At 63.6% G+C, this 17,347-nt stretch carries 16 protein-coding genes and 1 pseudogene; 5 read left to right on the plus strand and 12 right to left on the minus strand.

Annotation, left to right across the window (positions count from 1 at the left end; translation table 11 throughout):
- Positions 1 to 8 precede the first annotated feature (8 nt).
- From cobA to BGRAMDRAFT_RS09815, 6 genes and pseudogenes are all read right to left on the minus strand, one after another.
- Complete coding sequence (gene cobA, locus BGRAMDRAFT_RS09790) at positions 9 to 779, minus strand: uroporphyrinogen-III C-methyltransferase (protein WP_006048558.1); 771 nt, start codon at positions 777 to 779, stop codon at positions 9 to 11.
- Between the two features lie 121 nt (positions 780 to 900).
- A pseudogene (locus tag BGRAMDRAFT_RS09795) lies at positions 901 to 2,141 on the minus strand (sulfate adenylyltransferase subunit 1); the annotation flags it as partial.
- Between the two features lie 27 nt (positions 2,142 to 2,168).
- Positions 2,169 to 3,131, minus strand: coding sequence for a sulfate adenylyltransferase subunit CysD (gene cysD / locus BGRAMDRAFT_RS09800; protein WP_006048560.1), 963 nt, complete (start codon positions 3,129 to 3,131; stop codon positions 2,169 to 2,171).
- A 127-nt stretch (positions 3,132 to 3,258) separates the two neighbouring features.
- Complete coding sequence (locus BGRAMDRAFT_RS09805) at positions 3,259 to 4,011, minus strand: phosphoadenylyl-sulfate reductase (protein WP_006048561.1); 753 nt, start codon at positions 4,009 to 4,011, stop codon at positions 3,259 to 3,261.
- Positions 4,008 to 4,565 carry a DUF934 domain-containing protein gene (locus BGRAMDRAFT_RS09810; protein WP_006048562.1) on the minus strand — a complete coding sequence of 186 codons (558 nt, stop codon included), beginning with the start codon at positions 4,563 to 4,565 and terminating at the stop codon, positions 4,008 to 4,010. The genes BGRAMDRAFT_RS09805 and BGRAMDRAFT_RS09810 overlap by 4 nt, the downstream gene beginning before the upstream one ends.
- A gap of 22 nt (positions 4,566 to 4,587) precedes the next feature.
- Entirely contained in the window at positions 4,588 to 6,267 is a 1,680-nt protein-coding gene (locus BGRAMDRAFT_RS09815; RefSeq protein WP_006048563.1) for a nitrite/sulfite reductase, read from the minus strand.
- Between the two features lie 237 nt (positions 6,268 to 6,504).
- Between BGRAMDRAFT_RS09815 and BGRAMDRAFT_RS09820 the strand changes: the two genes are divergently transcribed.
- From BGRAMDRAFT_RS09820 to BGRAMDRAFT_RS09830, 3 genes are all read left to right on the plus strand, one after another.
- Entirely contained in the window at positions 6,505 to 7,446 is a 942-nt protein-coding gene (locus BGRAMDRAFT_RS09820; RefSeq protein ID WP_006048564.1) for a CysB family HTH-type transcriptional regulator, read from the plus strand.
- Between the two features lie 43 nt (positions 7,447 to 7,489).
- Entirely contained in the window at positions 7,490 to 8,650 is a 1,161-nt protein-coding gene (locus BGRAMDRAFT_RS09825; protein ID WP_006048565.1) for an ABC transporter substrate-binding protein, read from the plus strand.
- A 108-nt stretch (positions 8,651 to 8,758) separates the two neighbouring features.
- A complete protein-coding gene (locus tag BGRAMDRAFT_RS09830; protein WP_006048566.1) occupies positions 8,759 to 9,019 on the plus strand; it encodes a hypothetical protein in 261 nt (86 codons plus the stop codon).
- A gap of 5 nt (positions 9,020 to 9,024) precedes the next feature.
- On the opposite strand, the gene BGRAMDRAFT_RS09835 is transcribed toward BGRAMDRAFT_RS09830, so the two are convergent.
- From BGRAMDRAFT_RS09835 to BGRAMDRAFT_RS09860, 6 genes are all read right to left on the minus strand, one after another.
- Entirely contained in the window at positions 9,025 to 10,182 is a 1,158-nt protein-coding gene (locus tag BGRAMDRAFT_RS09835; RefSeq protein ID WP_006048567.1) for a Gfo/Idh/MocA family protein, read from the minus strand.
- Positions 10,183 to 10,256: 74 nt separating this feature from the next.
- Positions 10,257 to 11,306, minus strand: coding sequence for a sugar phosphate isomerase/epimerase family protein (locus tag BGRAMDRAFT_RS09840; RefSeq protein WP_006048568.1), 1,050 nt, complete (start codon positions 11,304 to 11,306; stop codon positions 10,257 to 10,259).
- Positions 11,307 to 11,380: 74 nt separating this feature from the next.
- The gene (locus BGRAMDRAFT_RS09845) at positions 11,381 to 12,343 is read right to left on the minus strand and encodes a substrate-binding domain-containing protein (protein ID WP_006048569.1); all 963 of its coding nucleotides are present in this window, start codon (positions 12,341 to 12,343) and stop codon (positions 11,381 to 11,383) included.
- Between the two features lie 75 nt (positions 12,344 to 12,418).
- Complete coding sequence (locus tag BGRAMDRAFT_RS09850) at positions 12,419 to 13,432, minus strand: ABC transporter permease (RefSeq protein ID WP_006048570.1); 1,014 nt, start codon at positions 13,430 to 13,432, stop codon at positions 12,419 to 12,421.
- A complete protein-coding gene (locus BGRAMDRAFT_RS09855) occupies positions 13,413 to 14,900 on the minus strand; it encodes a sugar ABC transporter ATP-binding protein (RefSeq protein ID WP_006048571.1) in 1,488 nt (495 codons plus the stop codon). Before BGRAMDRAFT_RS09855 ends, BGRAMDRAFT_RS09850 begins: the two co-directional genes overlap by 20 nt.
- A gap of 3 nt (positions 14,901 to 14,903) precedes the next feature.
- A complete protein-coding gene (locus BGRAMDRAFT_RS09860; RefSeq protein WP_044020760.1) occupies positions 14,904 to 15,965 on the minus strand; it encodes a LacI family DNA-binding transcriptional regulator in 1,062 nt (353 codons plus the stop codon).
- A 310-nt stretch (positions 15,966 to 16,275) separates the two neighbouring features.
- Between BGRAMDRAFT_RS09860 and BGRAMDRAFT_RS09865 the strand changes: the two genes are divergently transcribed.
- The gene (locus BGRAMDRAFT_RS09865) at positions 16,276 to 16,929 is read left to right on the plus strand and encodes a protein-L-isoaspartate O-methyltransferase family protein (protein ID WP_006048573.1); all 654 of its coding nucleotides are present in this window, start codon (positions 16,276 to 16,278) and stop codon (positions 16,927 to 16,929) included.
- Between the two features lie 61 nt (positions 16,930 to 16,990).
- The gene (locus tag BGRAMDRAFT_RS09870; RefSeq protein WP_006048574.1) at positions 16,991 to 17,314 is read left to right on the plus strand and encodes a rhodanese-like domain-containing protein; all 324 of its coding nucleotides are present in this window, start codon (positions 16,991 to 16,993) and stop codon (positions 17,312 to 17,314) included.
- Positions 17,315 to 17,347 lie beyond the last annotated feature (33 nt).

The raw sequence follows: 17,347 nt of genomic DNA on the forward strand, positions 1-17,347 counted from the left end.
GCCGGCGTTTAAGCCGCCACCAGAATCCCACCCGCCACAGAGCGCGCCGCGTCCTTCGCCTCCACACCTTCGCGCGGCGCAAACGCCTCGCCGATCATCAACAGACTCGGTTGCGAAGCGTCCAGCCATCTTTGCGCTTCCCCCGCAGCCAGCTCTTCGAGCGTCAACGTCAGCATGCGCTCACGCTCGGTGCTGCAGGCCTCGACAATCGCGACGGGCGTCGAAACCGGCTTGCCCGCGTCGATCAACTGCTGCGCAATCTCGACGCCGCTGTCACGCCCCATATAAAACACGAGCGAATCGGCGTTCACCTGCTCGCGAATTTCATCGGAGCCCGGCGCGCGGCTGAACGTCGCGAGCGCGACGCTGCGCGACACGCCGCGCAACGTCAACGAACGCTTCAGGGACGCCGCGCTGGCGAGCGCAGCCGTGATGCCTGGCACCACTTCATACTCGATGCCCGCGGCCTCGAGCGCACGCATTTCCTCGTCCGCGCGACCGAACAGCATCGGATCGCCGCCCTTCAACCGCACGACGACTTCGTGTTCGAGAGCCGCATCGACGATCTGCTTGTTGATGAACTGCTGCGCCGTCGATAGCTGTCCGCAGCGCTTGCCGACAGCAATCCGCTTTGCGTGGGACGGCGCGTAGTCGAGCATCGCCGGCTCCACCAGCGCGTCGTGCAGCACGACGTCGGCGCCCGCGAGAAGCCGCGCGCCGCGCACCGTGATCAGGTCGGCGGCGCCTGGTCCCGCGCCGATCAGATAAACCTTACCCATGTGTGTCAGCCTGTTCGTCAGTGCGCTCGCTGCCAATCAATCGCCGTTACGCCGAGAACGCGCGGATCATGCCGGCCGCGACCGTGTGATGCGTCGCTTCGTCGATCAGCACGAACGCGCCCGTGCCCTGATGCGAGTCGTACACGTCGCACACCAGCGGCTTTGCAACGTGAGCGCCACGCGGCCGATGTCGTTCATCGCGAGTTCGCGGCGATCCGTCGACTGCGACAGCGTATGCACGTCGAGCACTTCCTTGATCGAGCCGATGCGCGCGAACACAGTGTTCGTCGTCTGCTTCAGCAGATACTTGCGCTGCGTCGAAAGCGGCGTGTCGTCGAACCAGCAGAGGTCCGCTTCGAGCTTCTTCGCGGGTTCAGGCGCGGCCTCGCGCAGCACGAACGTATCGCCGCGCGACACGTCGACGTCTTCCGCGAGACGGATCGTCACCGTCTGACCGGCAAACGCGCGGTCTACCGCGGCCGTGCCGCCCACCACCGGCGCGATGATCTCGGCAACCGTCGCTTCGCGATTGGCCGGCAGCACGACGATCGTGTCGCCGACCTTGACCTCGCCCGCTTCGACGCGGCCCATGTAGCCGCGGAAGTCGTCGGCCTGGCTGCCGTCCTGGCGCGCGACCCATTGCACCGGGAAACGCAGCGCCTGGCCCGTCGGCACTTGCACCGGCAGTGCTTCGAGCAGATCGAGCAGCGGCTCGCCCGCGTACCACGGCATGCGCTCGCTGGCGGTCACGATGTTGTCGCCCTTCAGCGCCGACACCGGCACGAAGCGCACATCGCTCAAACCGAGCTGACGCGCGAGTTCGACATACGCGTCGCGAATCTCGTTGAAGCGCGTCTCGCTGTAATCGACCAGATCCATCTTGTTGATCGCGACGATCGCATGCTGCAAGCCGAGCAGCTTCACGATCGCGCTGTGACGCTTGGTCTGCGGCAACAGTTGCGCAACGCCGTCGACGAAGGTCACGCGCGTTGCGTCGACGAGAATGATCGCCGCGTGCGCGGTCGATGCGCCCGTCACCATGTTGCGCGTGTACTGCTCGTGGCCCGGCGTATCGGCGATGATGAACTTGCGCTTCGCGGTCGCGAAGTAGCGATACGCGACGTCGATCGTGATGCCCTGCTCGCGTTCGGCTTCGAGACCGTCGGTGAGGAGCGCGAGGTCGATTTCGTCGCCGACGGTGCGCTTGTTCTTCGCGCGCGACAACGCGGAAAGCTGGTCGCTCAAGACAGCCTTGCTGTCGTACAGCAGGCGGCCGATCAACGTGCTCTTGCCGTCGTCGACGCTACCCGCGGTGATGAAGCGAAGCACGCCGAGGTCTTCTGGTTGGTGAATGCTGCTCATGATGTTCCTTTACGTATGTCGGCGTGCTTAGAAATAACCTTGCTTCTTGCGCTGTTCCATCGCGGCCTCGGAGACCTGATCGTCCATCCGGGTCGCGCCGCGCTCCGTGATTTCGGTCACGGCCGTTTCGGCGATGATTTTCTCGAGGTCATCCGCATCGCTTTCAACGGGGCAGGTGCAGCTAATGTCGCCGACCGTGCGGAAACGCACCACCGCCGTTTCGCTGACTTCGCCTTCGCGCATCGGCGTGAGCGGCGTGACGGGCACGAGCAGGCCGTTGCGGCGCACGATCTCGCGTTGGTGCGCGTAGTAGATAGACGGCAATTCGAGCTTCTCGCGCGCAATGTATTGCCACACGTCGAGTTCGGTCCAGTTCGAAATCGGGAACACGCGCAGATGTTCGCCGTTATGCAGACGCGCGTTGTACAGGCTCCACAGTTCGGGGCGCTGCGCCTTCGGGTCCCATTGGCCGAACTCGTCGCGGAACGAGAAGATGCGCTCTTTCGCGCGGGCCTTTTCTTCGTCGCGACGCGCGCCGCCGATCAGCGCGGTATAGCCATGCTGTTCGATGGTTTCAAGCAACGTCACCGCTTGCGCCGCATTGCGCGAATCCGTTTCGCGACGCAGACGCACCGTGCCGCGCTTGATCGAATCTTCAACGTGGCCAACCACCAGTTCCGCGCCGATCTCTTTCGCGCGACGGTCGCGGAAGTCGATCACTTCGTCGTAGTTGTGGCCCGTGTCGATATGCACGAGCGGAAACGGCAGCACGGTCTTGCGATTCGCGCCGATGCCGAACGCCTTCAGTGCGAGCGCGAGCACGACGACCGAATCCTTGCCGCCCGAAAACAGCAGCGCCGGCTTGCTGCATTCGGCAACCAGTTCGCGCAGGATATGAATCGACTCGGCTTCGAGCCAATCGAGGTGATCCATCCGGTTCGCCGTGTTGGCAAGCGGAGCGTTGACAGTGGAATCGAGCGTGGTGCTCATGTTTGGGTCCTTCGTTGATTCGCTTGTCGAGCGGTTGCTCGCGAAGCGCACAGATTCAATTCGGTATGTGCGGCGTGAAGAAGCAAAGACAAGTCTTCAACTCCACGCCGCATCAATAAGCGATGCTTCAGGCCGGGGCGTTCTCGCTGCGATCCACCGCAATCGGCGTGATCGTCGTGATGTGCAGTCCGCATTCCTTCGTGTCGCGCGACTCCCACCACCAGCGGCCCGCGCGGCTGTCTTCGCCGGGACGCACGGCGCGCGTGCACGGCTCGCAGCCAATGCTCGGATAACCGCGCGCATGCAGCGGATTCACCGGCACGTCGAACACTTTCAGGTAATCCCATACTTCGGCTTCGGTCCAGTCCGTGAGCGGATTGAACTTCGCGATGTTGCGCGCGGCGTCGTGCTCTTCCTCGTGCAGTTCGGCACGCGTGACCGACTGCTCGCGGCGCTGGCCCGTCACCCATGCGCTGACATCCGACAGCGCGCGATTGAGCGGCTCGACCTTGCGGATTTCGCAGCAGCGCTTGCGCAGATCGACGCTTTCATAGAACGCGTTCAGACCATGCGACGCGACGTATTCTTCGACGGCGGCAGCTTGCGGATGAAACTGCTCGATGTCGTAGCCATAACGCTCTTTCACGCGATCGATCATGCCGAGCGTCTCGGCGTGCAAGCGGCCCGTGTTCAGCGAGAAGATGCCGATCTTCACGCCGCGCGACAGGATCGCGTGCGTGAGCAGCATGTCTTCGGCGGCGAGGCTGCTCGCGAACTTCACGTTCGCGTGACGCGCGGCGATCGAATCGAGCAGCGCATTGAGGCGCTCGACTTTCGCAGCGAGTTCGGGCGCGAGCGACTGCGATAAAGCGGCGCTCATGCCGAAACCTTTTGCGAAGCAGCCGACGACGAAGCCGAAGCAGCGCGGCGGCGGAACAGCGGCGCCGGTTCATCGAACGCGCCCTGATACTGCACGGTGAAATCGTCGAATGCCTTGATGGCGTCGCTAATGTCTTTATCCGCGCGCACGGCGAATGCGTCGAAGCCGCAACGCAACATCAAACGCACCTGGTCGCGCAGCACGTCGCCGATGGCGCGCAATTCGCCCTTGTAGCCATAGCGCTCGCGCAGCAGGCGGCCGATGCTGTAGCCGCGGCCGTCACGAAACACCGGGAAGTCCACGGCGATTACCGCGAGCTTGTCGAAATCGCCGGCGATGTCCGCCGGTTCGCTGTCCGGCGCGAGCCACACGCCGAGTTCAGCGGCGCCGCGCGAGGCGCTCAATGCGTCGCGCTCGGCTTGCCAGAATGCGAGCGGCACGATGATCTTGCCGGCCGGCAGTTCGTTCACCGCGGGCAGCGAGCCGTCTTCGGCGGGACGCACGAGCGTCCAGTCATCGTTGACGATCGCGCGATTCTTGATGATAGAAGCCATCTGTTCTGTATCCTTTGCGCGCTTACGCGTGAGCCGGTTGACGCGATGCGTACACGCGTTCCTTGAACGGAGCGATGCCGATGCGGCTGTACGTGTCGATGAAACGCTCGCCTTCCTCGCGATGCTCGACGAACGTGTCGATCACCTTCGAGATCACGTCCGGCATTTCTTCCGCCGAGAACGACGGGCCGATCACGCGGCCGAGATGCGCGCCGGTTGCGCCCGTGCCCTGCTCGCCGCCGAGCGTCACCTGATACCACTCCGAGCCGTCCTTATCGACCCCCAGAATGCCGATGTTGCCCACATGGTGATGACCGCAAGCGTTGATGCAGCCCGAGATATTCAGCGACACGTCGCCCAGGTCATACACGAAGTCCAGATCGTTGAAACGCTCCTGAATCGCGAGTGCAATCGGGATCGACTTGGCATTCGCGAGCGAGCAGAAATCGCCGCCCGGGCACGCGATGATGTCGGTCAGCAAGCCGATGTTCGGCGTCGCAAAACCTTGCGCCTTGGCCTTTTCCCACAGCGCGAACAGGTCGCGCTTCTTGACGTTCGCGAGAATCAGATTCTGTTCGTGCGACACGCGAACTTCGCCCAGCGAATACTCGTCGGCCCAATCGGCGACGGCTTCCATTTGCGCGTCGGTTGCGTCGCCCGGCGCGACGATGCCGTTCTTCAACGACAGCGTGACGGCCGCGTAACCCGCGACCTTATGCGGACGCACATTGCGCTCGACCCAACGCGCGAAGCCACGGTTTTCGAGCAGATGCTTTTCGAACGAAGCGTCCGTGTCGGCGAGCTTCTCGTACACCGGCGGCTGGAAGTATTGCGACACACGATCGAGTTCGGCTTGCGTCAGCGTCGAAGGACCGTCCTTCAGATGCTGCCATTCCTCTTCGACCTGCGCGGCGAACTTCTCCGGCGACAGCGCCTTCACCAGAATCTTGATACGCGCCTTGTACATGTTGTCGCGGCGGCCGTAGCGGTTGTACACGCGCAGCACGGCTTCGCTGTACGTCAGCAGATGTTGCCAGGGCAGATCGCGACGAATGACCGCGCCGACGATCGGCGTGCGGCCCAGACCGCCGCCCGCCAGAATGTCGACCACCAGTTCGCCTTGCTCATTGCGCTTCACATACACGCCCATGTCGTGAATCTGCACGGCGGCGCGATCTTCCTGCGAACCGGAAACGGCGATCTTGAACTTGCGCGGCAGCCACAGGAACTCGGGGTGGAACGTCGACCATTGACGCAGAATTTCCGCCCACGGCCGCGGGTCGACAAATTCGTCGGGCGCCACGCCCGCGAACTGATCGGCGGTAATGTTGCGGATGCAATTGCCCGAGGTCTGGATCGCGTGCATCTGCACCGACGCGAGCTTGCGCAGAATCTCCGGCGTTTCCTCGAGCTTGATCCAGTTGTACTGGATGTTCGAGCGCGTCGAGAAATGGCCGTAGCCGCGGTCGTGCTCGCGCGCGATCACGGCCAGCATGCGAAGCTGGTCGCTGCGCAGATTGCCGTAGGGAATCGCGATGCGGTGCATGTACGCGTGGCGCTGGTAGTACAGGCCGTTCTGCAGACGCAGCGGACGGAACTCCTCTTCGCTCAATTCGCCCGACAAGCGGCGGCGAACCTGATCGGCGTACTGCGCGACCCGTTCATCGACGATGGTCTGGTCGTACTGATCGTATTGGTACATTCGGGGACCCCAATTTTTTGGCTTGCACACACGACGGTCCGGCGACCGGCGCTCCGGCTCCGCCGCGCTTCTGAACATCCGTGTTTGTCAGCTCGATGGAGTCAGGGTTTAGACCTATCTCTCATTTGCTTATAACAAATACAGATATCCATATTGAAAAAGATGGACAGATCGTAATAAACTCGCCTTATATTTCAAACGACTAAAAAATTCTTTTGATATGCGGAGAGGTTATATATGAACCTGCAGCAGTTCCGCTTCGTCCGCGAGGCTGTGCGGCAGAACTTCAATCTGACCGAAGCGGCCAAGGCGCTGTTTACAAGCCAGCCGGGGGTTTCCAAGGCGATCATCGAGCTCGAGGACGAGCTGGGCGTGGAAATCTTCACGCGCCACGGCAAGCGCGTGCGTTCGCTGACCGAACCGGGGCGCATCATCCTGCAATCGGTCGAGCGTATTTTGCAGGAAGTCGAGAGCCTGAAACGCGTCGGCAAGGACTACGCGGCGCAGGATCAGGGCAACCTGGTGATCGCGGCCACGCACACGCAGGCGCGCTATTCGCTGCCCGCCGCCATCGCGGAGTTCAAGAAACGCTTCCCGAAGGTTCACCTTTCGATTCTGCAAGGCAGCCCGACGCAAGTGGCCGAGATGGTGCTGCACGACCAGGCGGACCTCTGCATCGCCACAGAGGCGATCTCCAACTATAAAGAACTCGTGTCGCTGCCGTGCTTCCAGTGGCATCACGTCGCCGTGATGCAGCCGGATCACCCGCTGCTCGACCGCAAACTGTTGTCGCTGGACGATCTGACCCAGTATCCGCTGATCACCTACGACAACGCGTTCGCCGGCCGCACCAAGATCAACGAGGCGTTCCGGCTGCGCGCGCTGCATCCGGACATCGTGCTCGAGGCGATCGACGCCGACGTGATCAAAACGTATGTCGAACTCGGCCTCGGCGTCGGCATCATGGCGGACATCGCGTTCAACGCCGAGCGCGACCGTCATCTGCGCGCGATGCCGGTCGGCCACCTGTTCGGCAGCAACGTGACGCGGGTCGCGCTCAAGCACGGCGCGTATCTGCGCAGCTATGTGTATACGCTGGTCGAGCTTCTGTCGCCGGGCCTGAACCGCAGGCTGATCGAACAGGCGCTCAAGGGCGAACACGAAACCTACGAACTTTGATTTGACCAACGCGCTTTGCTTTGTCCGCTACGGAGACCTATCGATGACGTCGCATAAAAACAGACTTCGCGGCCTCGCCGCTCTCGGCGCGCTCTTGCTCGCCACCGCCGCGCATGCCGACATCAAGGTCGGCATCGACCTGTCGAGCACCGGCCCGGCCGCCGTGATCGGCATCACCAGCAAGAACGCGATGCTGATGTGGCCGGCCACGATCGCCGGCCAGAAAGCCGACTATATTTTTCTCGACGACGCGTCGGACCCAGGCGCCGCCGTGCGCAATATCCGCAAGCTGATCAACGAAGACCACGTCGACGTGATCGTCGGCCCGAACATCACGCCGGCCGCGATGGCCGCGCTCGATCCGGTCGCCGAAAGCCAGACGCCGATGATCACGCTGATCGGCTCGGCAAGCGTGGTCGAGCCGCAGGAAGGCAAGAAGGTGTGGGCCTACAAGATGGCGCAGACCGACAGCGCGATGGCCGACGTGATGACGCGCTACATGTCGAACCATAACGTGAAGACGGTCGGCTTCATCGGTTTCGCGGACGGCTACGGCGAAAGCTGGCTCAACGAGTTCAGCAAGTTTGCCGCGCTGCGCCACATTCAACTGGTCGCGACCGAGCGCTATAACCGCACCGACGCGAGCGTCACCGGGCAGATTCTCAAGCTGATGGCCGCGAAGCCCGACGCGATTCTGATCGCCGGCGCGGGCACGCCGACGGTGCTGCCGCAGCGCACGCTGATCGAGCGCGGGTATAAAGGGCCGATCTATCAGACGCACGGCATCGCGACGCCGGAGTTCATCAAGCTGGGCGGCAAGGACGTCGAAGGCACGCTGTTTCCGACGCAGCCGGTCGTCGTCGCGCGCACGTTGCCGGCGGATCATCCCGCGAAAAAAGCGGCGCTCGCGTTCGCGAACGACTATGAAGCGAAGTACGGCGCCGGCAGCGTCACGCAATTCGCGGGCGATGCAGCGGGCGTCTATCCGCGTCTACAGGATGCGGTCACGCGCGCGCTGAAGACGGCGCAACCGGGAACGCAGGCTTTCCGCGTGGCGCTGCGCAACGAACTCGAGCACGCCCATGAACTGGTGGTGCCGAACGGCGTCGTGAGTACGAGCGCGAAGGATCACGTGGGACTGGATCAGCGCGCGAGCGTGATGGGCATCATTAAGAACGGCAAGTTCGTGTACTTGAGCCAGTAAGCGTCTAACAAGCGACGGTTACGCGAGGAGCGGCGCTTCACGCGTAACTTAACCGCCGCGCTGAAATTGTTAAAGTAGTAGTCTTCAACCGACCGGCATTACCACACCATGCGCACCACGCGAGCCATCCACGCCGTCGAGCGCCTGAAAACGCGCAGCGGCAATCCGCAGTTCGCCGCGATCAGCCTCTCGGGCGGCCTCTTTTATCTCGTCGACAAATCAGGCGGCTCCGACAAGAAAGTCTCCGACCCGCTCACGCTGGACGACTTCGTCAAGTTCGTCGACGCATACGGCCCGCCCAAGCCTCGCAAGGCAAGCAAGCTCGATATCGCATTCGAAGCGCAGATCAAGAAGAGCAAAGGCGGTTAGAACGGTTACGGCGCAATCTCGCGCCACTGACCATCGGCCGCGCTGCTCGCCAGCACGGCGTCGATAAAACGCAGACCCGCCACGCCGTCATCCACCGTTGTCAGCAAGAGACTTTCCGGCGGCAGCGCGCGGCCCTCGTTCAGCGCCTCGATCTGCAACGCCGCGTCCTTGTACAACTGCGCGAACGCTTCCAGATAACCTTCGGGATGACCCGCCGGCACCCGCGTCGCATGGGCCGCGCTCGCGCCGCTCACGCGGGCGCGCGTCAAACGCTGCGCTGCTGCGCCAAGCGGCGTGAACCACAATTCGTTGGGCTGCTCCTGATCGAATGCGAGGCTCGCCTTGGTTCCGTACACGCGCAGACGCAATGCGTTCTCCGCGCCGCTCGCGACCTGGCTCGCCCACAGCATGCCGCGCGCGCCGTTCGCGTAGCGCAGCATGGCCTGCACATGATCGTCGATGCGCCGTCCCGGCACGAACGTATGCAACTCCGCGGAAAGCGCGACGGGCGTCATGCCCGTGACGAACGCGGCAAGCTGATAAGCATGCGTGCCGATATCGCCGAGACAACCTGCCGGCCCCGCCAACGCCGGGTCCGTGCGCCAGCCGGCCTGCTTGTTCAGGCCGCCGTTTTCAATCGGTTCGGCCAGCCAGTCTTGCGCGTATTCGACCTGCACGACGCGAATCTGGCCGAGTCCGCCCGCTTCGATCATCTCGCGTGCGTGGCGCACCAACGGATAGCCGGAGTAGGTGTGCGTCAGCGCAAAGAGCCGGTTCTTCTCGCGCGCGAGTTTCGCCAGCGCTTCGCCTTCGGCGAGCGAAATGGCGAGCGGCTTGTCACACACCACATGGATGCCGGCTTCGAGAAACGCGGTCGCGACCGGCGCATGCAGATGATTCGGCGTGACGATAGCGACCGCGTCGATGCCGTCATCGCGTGCCGCTTCCACGCGCGCCATCTCGCGCCAGTCGTCGTAGCTGCGCCCGACGCCCGCTTCCGCCGCGCTCTGACGCGCGCGCTCCGGATCGGACGACAACGCGCCCGCCACCAGTTCGAAGCGATCGTCGAACCGCGCCGCGATCCGATGCACCGCGCCGATGAACGCGCCCTGCCCGCCGCCGACCATCCCGAGCCTGAGTCTTCTGAGTCTCTTGTATGGCATCGCGCTTCTTCCTTTCGCCTGTCGTTGCTGTCGTTGCACTGCGCTTGACTACGCTTACCTACGCTTACCTACGCTCAAATGCCGAGCACGCGTTTTAGCTGCGCCGCGTCGACGCCGCTGCCCGCGAAGTCGTCGAATGCATGTTCGGCCACGCGGATAATGTGCTCGCGAATGAACTGCGCGCCTTCGCGCGCGCCGTCGTGAGGATGCTTGAGCGCGCATTCCCATTCGAGCACTGCCCAGCCGGGGAAATCGTATTGCGCCATCTTCGAGAAGATCGCGCGAAAGTCGATCTGCCCGTCGCCGAGCGAACGAAAACGCCCCGCGCGCTCGACCCAGCCGCTATAGCCGCCATACACGCCCTGCTTGCCGTTCGGCCGGAATTCCGCGTCCTTCACATGAAACGCCTTGATGCGCTCGTGATAGATGTCGATGAACGCGAGGTAGTCGAGCTGCTGCAAAACGAAATGGCTCGGATCGTAGAGAATGTTCGCGCGCGGATGCTGCCTCACTGCATCGAGAAAACGCTCGAAGGTCACGCCGTCGTGCAGGTCTTCGCCCGGATGCAGTTCGTAGCAGACGTTCACGCCGGCGGCGTCGAATGCGTCGAGAATCGGCGTCCAGCGGCGCGCAAGTTCGTCGAATGCGGCTTCGACCAGACCGGCTGGACGCTGCGGCCACGGGTACAGATACGGCCACGCGAGCGCGCCGGAAAACGACACATGCGCATCGAGCCCGAGACGCTGCGACGCCTTCGCCGCGAGCTTCAATTGCTCAATGGCCCATTCGGTGCGCGCTGACGGATTGCCGCGCACGTGAGCCGCCGCAAAGCCGTCGAATAACGTGTCGTACGCGGGATGCACGGCCACGAGTTGCCCTTGCAGATGCGTCGACAACTCGGTGATCGTCACGCCCGCGTTGTCCACGGTCTCGCGCAAATCGTCGCAATACGACTGACTCGACGCGGCCTGTTCGAGATCGATCAGGCGCGCATCGCACGGCACCTGAATGCCCTTGAAGCCGAGACTCGCGGCCCAACTGGCCAGGTGCGCGAGATTGTCGAACGGCGCCTCGTCGCCCATGAATTGAGCGAGAAAAATCGCCGGACCTTTGATGGTTTTCATCGTTGGGTTCCTTTAACCTTGGGTTCCTTTGATCTTGGGTTGATCTACCCATTAACGAGGGCCGCGCTTCACGATCAGAACGGCGAATCGGGGAAGTAGAACTGCTGCGCGTTTTCCTTCGTGATGAGCACCGAAGGAATGATCGTCGTGGCCGGCAGCTTCTCGCCTTTGAGACGCGCCTCGGCGGTGAGCTTGATCGCGTCGTAGATGAATTTCGGCGAGTACGACACGTCGGCCTTGATGAGCGGCGCGCCGTCCATCACGTTCTTCACCATGCCCTTCGAGCCCGCGCCGCCGAATACGATCTTGACGTCGCTGCGCTTCGCCTGGTCGATGGCCTTCAGCACGCCGACCGCCATGTCGTCGTCGGCGGCCCAGACGGCGTCGATGTGCTTGAAGCGCGTGAGGTAATCCTGCATCACCTTGAACGCGTCGTCGCGATTCCAGTTCGCGTATTTCGCGTCGAGAATCTTGATGTTCGGATAGCCCTTCAATACGCCGGTGAAAGCGGTCCAGCGTTCGTTGTCGAGCGTGGTCGGAATGCCGCGCAGCGCGACGATGTCGCCCTTGCCGTCCAGCGCTTTCGCCAGAAATTCAGCAGGGATTCTGCCGAACGCGGTGTTGTCGCCGGCCACGTATGCATCCTGCGCGCTGGTGTCGGTCAGGCCGCGATCGACCACCGTCACATACACGCCCTTCTTCTTCACCTGCGCGACCGGTTGCGTGAGCGACGCCGATTCGAACGGGAAAATCACGAGCGCATTGATCTTGTTGACGGTCACGAGATCCTGCAACTGGTTGGCCTGCTCGGGCGAGCCGGCCGCGGTCTTGACGATCACTTTCAGATTCGGATGTTCTTTCTCCAGATCGGCCTTCGCCTTGTTGGCCCACCAGACGATGCCGCCCGTGAAGCCGTGGTCGGCGGTTGGAATCGCGACGCCCAGCGTGACCTTGTCGTCGGCGCGCGCGATGCCCGCCGTGCTCACTATGCCCAACGCCAGCATGCCGGCGCCGATCGCTCGAATGACCTGCTTCATGGTGTGTCTCCTATCTGATGTTGTGAGGCGATCGTGCGCCCCTTCCGTTGTTTCACCGTGAATCACCGTGAATCGCTACCGCCTTCCGCGTTGAACGAACGCGACGAAGATAATCACCACGCCCTGCACCGCCGCGTTCAGATACACGCTGATGATGCTGGTGAGATTCAGAATGTTGGCGATCACCGACAGCAGGATTGCGCCGACCACGGTGCCGACCACGCGTCCTTCGCCGCCCTTGAGCGCCGTTCCGCCGACGACCACCGACGCAATCGCCTCCAGCTCCCACAGCAGGCCGGTGGTCGGCGTCGCCGAGCCGAGGCGCGGCACGTACAGCACCGTGGCCACGCCGACGCAGATGCCGAGCAGCACATACGTGACGATCTTCACCGTGTCGACGCGTATCGCCGCATAACGCGCGACCTGTTCGTTCGAGCCGATCGCCTGGACGTGCCGGCCGAATGCGGTGCGGTTGAGAATCAGCGCGCCGCCTGCGGCCGTCACGAGAAACACCCAGATCGGCACCGGCACGCCGAAGAGGCTCGCGTAATACACCGGCCCATAAAGATCGGATAACGAATTGTCGAGCGTCAGCGCGCCGCCGTCGGCGAGCCACGTCAGCACCGCGCGAAAGATGCCGAGCGTGCCCAGCGTGACGATGAACGGCTCGATGCGTCCCTTGGTGATCAGCAAGCCGTGCGCGCAGCCGAACAGTCCGCCGAGCACGAGCGCGAATGCGATGCCCAACGTGACGATGACGAGCGGCGGGAACGTATGGCCGCCGACGCCCGCCGCGAGCCCGTTCATCAGCCAGATCATGCTGCCCGCGATCAGCGCGGCCATTGAGCCGACCGACAGATCGATGCCGCCCGAGATGATCACGAACGTCATGCCGACCGCGATGATGCCGATGAACGACGTGCGCGTGAGCACGTTCATCATGTTGTCGAGCGTGGCGAAATCGCGATTGAGCAGCGTGCCGGCGATGCACAGCGCGATCAGGCCGGCGAACGGCCCAAGCGCATACAGACGATGCGCGAAGCGCAACGCGCGGCCGGATTGCACGGCTTCAGTGGGTGCCGGTCGCATGAGCGATCAACTCCTCTTCGGTCAGATGGTCGAGCGTGAGCGTGGCTTGCAGACGTCCCGCGCGCATCACGGCGACGCGATGGCACAAGCCGATCAGCTCGATCAGTTCGGATGAAATGACGATCACCGCGCGGCCTTGCGCGGCGAGACGATGAATCAGGAAATAGATGTCGCGTTTCGCGCCGACGTCGACGCCGCGCGTCGGTTCGTCGAGCACGATCACGTCGGGCTCCGGCTGCAGAAACTTGGCGAGCGCGAGCTTCTGCTGATTGCCGCCCGAGAGCATGCGCGCGCGGCTCGACAGGTCGCCCGTGCGTATGCCGAATTCGCTCACCGCATGCTTCAACGCGTCGCGGCCCGCCTTCATGTCGAGGAGCGGATGCGCGTAGCGTTCGAGCGTCATCAGCGTGACGTTGTCCTGCAGGCTCAGGTTCACGTGCAGGCCCTTGCCCTTGCGGTCCTCGCTGAGATACGTGAGGCCGCGACGCATTGCGTCGCGCGGGCTTTTCAGATCGACGGCATGGCCGGCGATTTCGATGCGCCCTGCGGTGCGCTTGCGCAAACCGATGATCGCTTCGAAGGCTTCGGTGCGGCCCGCGCCGACGAGTCCGGCGAAGCCGAGCACTTCACCGGCGCGCACGTCGAAGCTCAGATTGTCGACCCACTCCGGCACCGCGAGCCCTTCGACTTTGAGCGCGACCGGCGCGCTCGCGGACACGGTGATCTTGTCGGGGAACATGTCGGACACGTCGCGGCCGACCATCAGGTTCGCCATCTGCTGCCGCGCAAGCGCCGCCGTTTCGTTGCGCGCGACGAAGCGGCCGTCGCGCATCACGATCACTTCGTCGGTGATGCGCTCGACTTCATCGAGCTTGTGAGAGATATAAACGATGGTCGCGCCGTCGGCCTTCAGCTTCGCCATCAGCGTGAAAAGCCGCTCGGTTTCGGACGGCGTGAGCGTGGCGGTCGGCTCGTCCATGATGAGCAGACGCGCGCGGCGCGACAGCGCCTTCGCGATCTCCACCATCTGCTTTTCCGCGACGATCAGTTCGCGCACCTTCGTATCCGGCGCCTTGTCGAGCCCGACCTGCGCGAGATAACGCGCGGCTTCGGCGCGCATCGCGGCGTCGTCGACGAACCAGCCGCGCCGCTTCTCGTGGCCGAGGTACATGTTCTGCGCAATCGTCAGATGCTCGGCGAGGTTGAACTCCTGGTGAATCAGCACGATGCCTTGCGCTTCGGCGTCGCGCGAACCGGCGAAGTGTTGCGCATGGCCGTCGACCAGCAACGTGCCCGACGTCGCGGTTTCGTAGCCGGCGAGAATCTTCATCAGCGTCGACTTGCCCGCGCCGTTCTCGCCGAGCAAACCGTAGATGCGCCCCGGCGCGAGATCGAAGCTCACGCCGTGCAGCACGCGCACGGGGCCGAAGTCTTTGCGGATGTCGTCGAAGCGGATCGCGAGACTCATGGCTCAGGTGCTCCCGCGAATCACGAGCCGATGCGGCAGCAGCACGCCCGGCACATTCGCCAACGGATTCGCGAGCCGCTGCAACAGGAGGCGCGCGGCGGTCTCGCCGAGTTCGCGCATCGGCTGGGCGATGGTGGTGAGCGGCGGATCGACTTGCGCGGCGATCGAGATGTCGTCGAAGCCGACCACGGCGACATCCTGCGGCACGCGTTTGCCGATGCTGCGCAAGCCGTGCAGGACGCCGGTCGCTAGCGTGTCGGAGACGGCAAAGATCGCGCTCGGCGGCTCCGTTTGTCCTTGTCCCCGCCCTTGCCTCGGCAGCATCAGCGAAACCGCCGCCGACGCGCCCGCCTCGTAGTCGAGACTGTTCAGATTCATGCGCCAGCCGTCGAGCGGCTCGATGCCCGCCTCGGTCAGCGCATCGAGATAACCTTGCTGACGCTGCCGCGCGTACAGGTAGTCGACGTCCGAATTGATGAGGCCGATGCGCCGGTGGCCGCGCGCGAGCAGATGCCGCACGGCGTCGCCCGCGGCCCGATAGTTGTCGATGCCCACATACGGCACGCCCATCGCCGGATCGAACTCGCAGCACGCGACCCACGGCAGCGCGCTCGACGCTTCGCCGAGCGCCTGCTGGATCGTCGCGGGATCGAGGCAGATTGCGCCGTCCGCGCGGCGGCGGCGCAGCAGATCGAAGTAGCTGCGCTCGCGGCCGGGGTCGGCGCCGGTATCGCACAGAAGCATGAAGTAGCCGTGCTGACGCGCGATGCTGTCGATGCCGCGCACGATCTCCGCGTAAAACGGATTGCCGAAGTCGGGGACCATCGTCAGCAGCAGGCGGCTTTCCGCGGTTCGCAGATTGCGCGCGAGTTCGTTGACGCGGTAGCCGCTTGCGTCGATGGCGGCCAGCACCTTGTCGCGGGTCGCGGGCCGCACGTTCTCGTGCGCGTTCAGCACCCGCGACACCGTGGCGACGGAAACGCCCGCCTGCCGCGCGACGCCGGCGATCGACAAACCTTCGGGCGCGGGCGTGACTGCGGCTGCGCGTGTGGCAGCGCTTTCCACAGGCTTCGCTTTCGACGTCGGTCTCGACACGGACGCGGCTCCAGAATGTAATCGATTACATTTTTGAGCGATGATAGCCCGAAGTGCAAGGCCAGATTGCTAGGGATTAACACGGGGGCAACGGGGGGCAACGCGGACAAAAGCAGCCGCGCCGCGCTGCGCGCCCTGGCCCGGAACCCCGGCGCCATTTGGTACAATCCCGCAGTTACCCTGCCGTGCCTGCCTGCCGGCTTCAATGCCGAGGCTCATGCCCAGGCGCCCGCGCAGCGGATAAATCGCAAAACTCGCAAACCAGAACCGCCAATCCACCATGAACATCGAGCAAGCGCGTTTCAACATGATCGAACAGCAGATCCGCCCCTGGGAAGTGCTCGACCAGGACGTGCTGAATCTGCTGTCGATCGTCAAGCGTGAAAACTTCGTCCCCGCCGCGTACCACGAACTGGCCTTCGTCGACTTCGAAGTGCCGCTGCCGGCCGGCCAGCACATGCTGGCGCCGCGCGTCGAAGCGCGCACGCTGCAGGAACTGGCGGTGAAGAAGCACGAAAGCGTGCTGGAAATCGGCGCCGGCTCGGGTTATATGGCGGCACTGCTCGCGCATCGCGCGCAACATGTGCTGACGGTGGACATCGAACCTGAACTCGCCGAACTCGCGAGAACCAACCTGATCGCCAACGGCGTGCTCAACGCGGAAGTGGCGACCGGCGACGCCGCGCGCGGCTGGTCCGCCGCCGCGCCGTACGACGTGATCTGCGTGTCGGGCGGACTGCCCGTGCTGCCGCAGGAAATCCTCGAACAACTGAAGGTGGGCGGCCGTCTGGCGGCATTCGTCGGCACGGCGCCGGTCATGAAGGCGCAGATCATCACGCGCATCGACGAAAAGCAGTACCGCATTGCCGACGTGTTCGAGACGTATGTCGAGCCGCTCGTCAACGCCGTGCAGCCGCCGCGCTTCAAGTTCTGATTCGCCTGTTTTTCACGGACGGCCGGCGCGCGCCGCCGTCCTTTGAACGGAAGTCCCGCTGATGCAAAACCTGACCGCTCCCGCACTCGCCGAATGGCTCGCCGACACGTCGCGCCCCGCCCCCGTGTTGCTCGACGTGCGTGAACCGTGGGAAATTCAAACGGCGGCGATGCCGGGCATCGTGTCGATTCCGATGCGCGAGATTCCCGCGCGCAGCGAGGAACTCGACGACGACGCGCAGATCGTCTGCATCTGCCATCACGGCGCGCGCAGCGCCCAGGTCGCCATGTTCCTCGAATCGCGCGGCCACGCCAACGTCTTCAATCTGCAAGGCGGGATCGACGCCTGGTCGCGTCAGGTCGATCCGTCGGTTCCGACGTACTGATCGCGTACTGATCGTGTAGAGGCGGTTCGTTTC

The sequence above is a fragment of the Paraburkholderia graminis C4D1M genome (genome assembly GCF_000172415.1).
GTDB lineage: Bacteria > Pseudomonadota > Gammaproteobacteria > Burkholderiales > Burkholderiaceae > Paraburkholderia > Paraburkholderia graminis.

Excerpts from the sequence above, each read along its gene's own strand:
- BGRAMDRAFT_RS09845 (WP_006048569.1), bottom strand. The coding sequence starts at position 12,343 with ATGAAGCAGGTCATTCGAGCGATCGGCGCCGGCATGCTGGCGTTGGGC.
- BGRAMDRAFT_RS09865 (WP_006048573.1), top strand. The coding sequence starts at position 16,276 with ATGAACATCGAGCAAGCGCGTTTCAACATGATCGAACAGCAGATCCGC.
- BGRAMDRAFT_RS09810 (WP_006048562.1), bottom strand. The coding sequence starts at position 4,565 with ATGGCTTCTATCATCAAGAATCGCGCGATCGTCAACGATGACTGGACG.
- BGRAMDRAFT_RS09820 (WP_006048564.1), top strand. The coding sequence starts at position 6,505 with ATGAACCTGCAGCAGTTCCGCTTCGTCCGCGAGGCTGTGCGGCAGAAC.
- BGRAMDRAFT_RS09855 (WP_006048571.1), bottom strand. The coding sequence starts at position 14,900 with ATGAGTCTCGCGATCCGCTTCGACGACATCCGCAAAGACTTCGGCCCC.
- BGRAMDRAFT_RS09815 (WP_006048563.1), bottom strand. The coding sequence starts at position 6,267 with ATGTACCAATACGATCAGTACGACCAGACCATCGTCGATGAACGGGTC.
- BGRAMDRAFT_RS09830 (WP_006048566.1), top strand. The coding sequence starts at position 8,759 with ATGCGCACCACGCGAGCCATCCACGCCGTCGAGCGCCTGAAAACGCGC.
- BGRAMDRAFT_RS09805 (WP_006048561.1), bottom strand. The coding sequence starts at position 4,011 with ATGAGCGCCGCTTTATCGCAGTCGCTCGCGCCCGAACTCGCTGCGAAA.
- cobA (WP_006048558.1), bottom strand. The coding sequence starts at position 779 with ATGGGTAAGGTTTATCTGATCGGCGCGGGACCAGGCGCCGCCGACCTG.
- BGRAMDRAFT_RS09840 (WP_006048568.1), bottom strand. The coding sequence starts at position 11,306 with ATGAAAACCATCAAAGGTCCGGCGATTTTTCTCGCTCAATTCATGGGC.
- BGRAMDRAFT_RS09835 (WP_006048567.1), bottom strand. The coding sequence starts at position 10,182 with ATGCCATACAAGAGACTCAGAAGACTCAGGCTCGGGATGGTCGGCGGC.
- BGRAMDRAFT_RS09870 (WP_006048574.1), top strand. The coding sequence starts at position 16,991 with ATGCAAAACCTGACCGCTCCCGCACTCGCCGAATGGCTCGCCGACACG.
- BGRAMDRAFT_RS09825 (WP_006048565.1), top strand. The coding sequence starts at position 7,490 with ATGACGTCGCATAAAAACAGACTTCGCGGCCTCGCCGCTCTCGGCGCG.
- BGRAMDRAFT_RS09850 (WP_006048570.1), bottom strand. The coding sequence starts at position 13,432 with ATGCGACCGGCACCCACTGAAGCCGTGCAATCCGGCCGCGCGTTGCGC.
- cysD (WP_006048560.1), bottom strand. The coding sequence starts at position 3,131 with ATGAGCACCACGCTCGATTCCACTGTCAACGCTCCGCTTGCCAACACG.